The 2,318-nt window shown below is 64.8% G+C and carries 2 protein-coding genes; one reads left to right on the top strand and one right to left on the bottom strand.

All coding sequences use genetic code 11. The annotated features are described in order from the left end of the window. Nucleotides 1-125 precede the first annotated feature (125 nt). On the top strand, nt 126-1,430 hold the full coding sequence (locus ACQR1H_RS33170; RefSeq protein ID WP_434908796.1) for an NAD(P)H-dependent oxidoreductase: 1,305 nt from the start codon (nt 126-128) through the stop codon (nt 1,428-1,430). 90 nt (nt 1,431-1,520) lie between these two features. Here ACQR1H_RS33170 and ACQR1H_RS33165 read toward each other — a convergent pair whose 3' ends face one another. Next, entirely contained in the window at nt 1,521-2,114 is a 594-nt protein-coding gene (locus ACQR1H_RS33165) for a hypothetical protein (protein ID WP_316183712.1), read from the bottom strand. Between the last annotated feature and the right edge of the window lie 204 nt (nt 2,115-2,318).

Genomic DNA, 2,318 nt, shown 5'->3' with positions numbered 1-2,318 from the left:
AAACCCACAACAGTTGAGCCTCGCAATATGCGGAAGCTGAACCGGACAGCCGTGGGTCAAGCCCGGCCATGACGACGGAGGTGGTAGTTGCAGGTCGCGCGACAATCTGGAAACCGGACAATACAATGAACCTCCACGCCCTCCTCCAAGCCCGCGCCGCCGCCGGCAAGCCCGTGCGCGTCGCGTTGATCGGCGCCGGCAAGTTCGGCTCGATGTTCCTGTCGCAGGTGCCGCACGTGGCGGGGCTCGAGGTGCCCGTCATCGTCGACCTCGATCCGGGGCGCGCGCGGGACGCCTGCCGCACCGTCGGCTGGAGCGCCGAGCGGATCGAACGCACCGCGTTCAGTCCCGACGGCGCAAAAGCGCTTGCTGACACCATTGATGTCGTCGTCGAAGCGACCGGCAGTCCGGCCGCGGGCATCCGCCACGCGCAGGCGGCCATCAGGGCCGGCAAGCACATCGTGATGGTCAATGTCGAGGCTGACGTTCTGGCGGGGCCGTTGCTGGCCGACGAGGCGCGCAGGGCCGGCGTTGTCTACTCACTCGCCTATGGCGACCAGCCGGCATTGACAGCCGAGCTCGTCGACTGGGCGCGTGCGACCGGCTTCCATGTCGTCGCGGCAGGCAAGGGCACGAAGTATCTGCCGGCCTATCACGACGTCACGCCGGACGGCGTCTGGCAACATTACGGCCTCACCGCCGGCGAGGCGCAGTCGGCCGGGATGAACCCGCAGATGTTCAATTCCTTCCTCGACGGCACCAAGTCGGCGATCGAGATGGCCGCGATCGCCAACGCGACGGGGCTCGACGTGCCCACGAACGGACTGCTGTTTCCACCCTGCGGTGTCGATGACCTGCCGCATGTGCTGCGGCCTCGCGACCGCGGCGGCGTGCTCGAGCGCTCCGGCATGGTCGAGGTGATCTCATCGCTGGAGCGGGACGGGCGTCCGGTATTTCGCGATCTGCGCTGGGGCGTCTATGTCGTGCTGGAGGCGCCGAACGACTACGCCGCGGACTGCTTCCGGCAATACGGACTCAAGACCGATTCAAGCGGCCGCTATGCGGCGATGTACAAGCCCTATCACCTGATCGGGCTGGAGCTGAACGTCTCGGTGCTCTCGGCGGCCCTGCGCAAGGAGCCCACCGGCCAACCGCTCGGCTTCCGCGGCGATGTCGTCGCCGTTGCCAAGAAGGATCTGCGGGCTGGCGAGATGCTCGATGGCGAAGGTGGCTATACGGTGTGGGGCAAGGTCGTACCGGCCAGGACCAGCCTGCAGCTCGGGGCACTGCCGATCGGGCTGGCGCACCGGCTGAAGCTCGTGAACGACGTCGCGCATGGCGAGATCGTGCGCTGGAGCGACGTCGCAGCCGATGCCGCGGACGAGACCGTGAAGGTACGCAAGCAGATGGAGGCCGCGTTCGCGCGCTGAGCGTGCGCTCCGCTCGCATGACCCATAACGAAAAAGCCCCGACCGACGGTCGGGGCTTGGCGGATCGAGGTGGAGGCAAAGCCTCGGTTGTCAGTTGTCGTCCTCGCCGAAGGCCGCGGCGAGCTTGTCGTAATATTTGACCACGAGATCGATATTGCCCTTGTTCTCGACCTCCGGCGGCTTCGCCTTGAGCGCCGCATTGAGATCGTTGAGGACCTGCTTCTTGTCATCGGGCTTCATCTTGGTATCGGCCTGGACCTGATCGATCTGCTGCTTGATGACGGCTTCGGGACCGATGTACTTTTTCGTCTTCGGATCGATGCCGCCCATCACCAGGCTGATGTTGTCGACGGCGACGTTGAAATCGTCATAGCTGGCGAAGCCGTATTTCTTGGCGACGCCATCGAGCTGCGTCACAACCTTCTGGTCCGGCGGCGCGTTCTCGGGAAGCTTGTCGGTGACGGCATCCATGTCCTTTTGCGATGCCAGCACGTTTTCGATCTGCTTGTCGGTCAGCGCGATCTGCTTGAGCTGCGGCGGCTGGCTGATGGTCGGACCGGGCGGCTGCGCCGGGGAATCCTTGGCGGCCTGCGCGAGGGCCGGAAGCGTTGTGAGGGCCGTCATCGCGGCGCCTGAGCCAGCAATGGCTAGCGCGACGAAGGTGGTCCGGACGAACATGCGCATGAGGATCTCCTGTGGGACAATGTCAGCGACGACAGACAGCGCAGCATTGCGTACGTTCTGGGGAATGAACCGCAACTGAACCCGGTTTTGCGGCTCAATCACACGGTTGTGCTGCCCGCGGCATCGACGAACGACCGCATCAGGACAAACGACAACGCCGCGCTGAGGTTTCAGCGCGGCGTTGTTGTTTTGGGGTGTGAAGAG

Source organism: Bradyrhizobium sp. HKCCYLRH2015 (assembly GCF_051168215.1).
In the GTDB taxonomy this organism is placed as follows: domain Bacteria; phylum Pseudomonadota; class Alphaproteobacteria; order Rhizobiales; family Xanthobacteraceae; genus Bradyrhizobium.
This window is presented reverse-complemented; position numbering and strand designations above follow the sequence as displayed.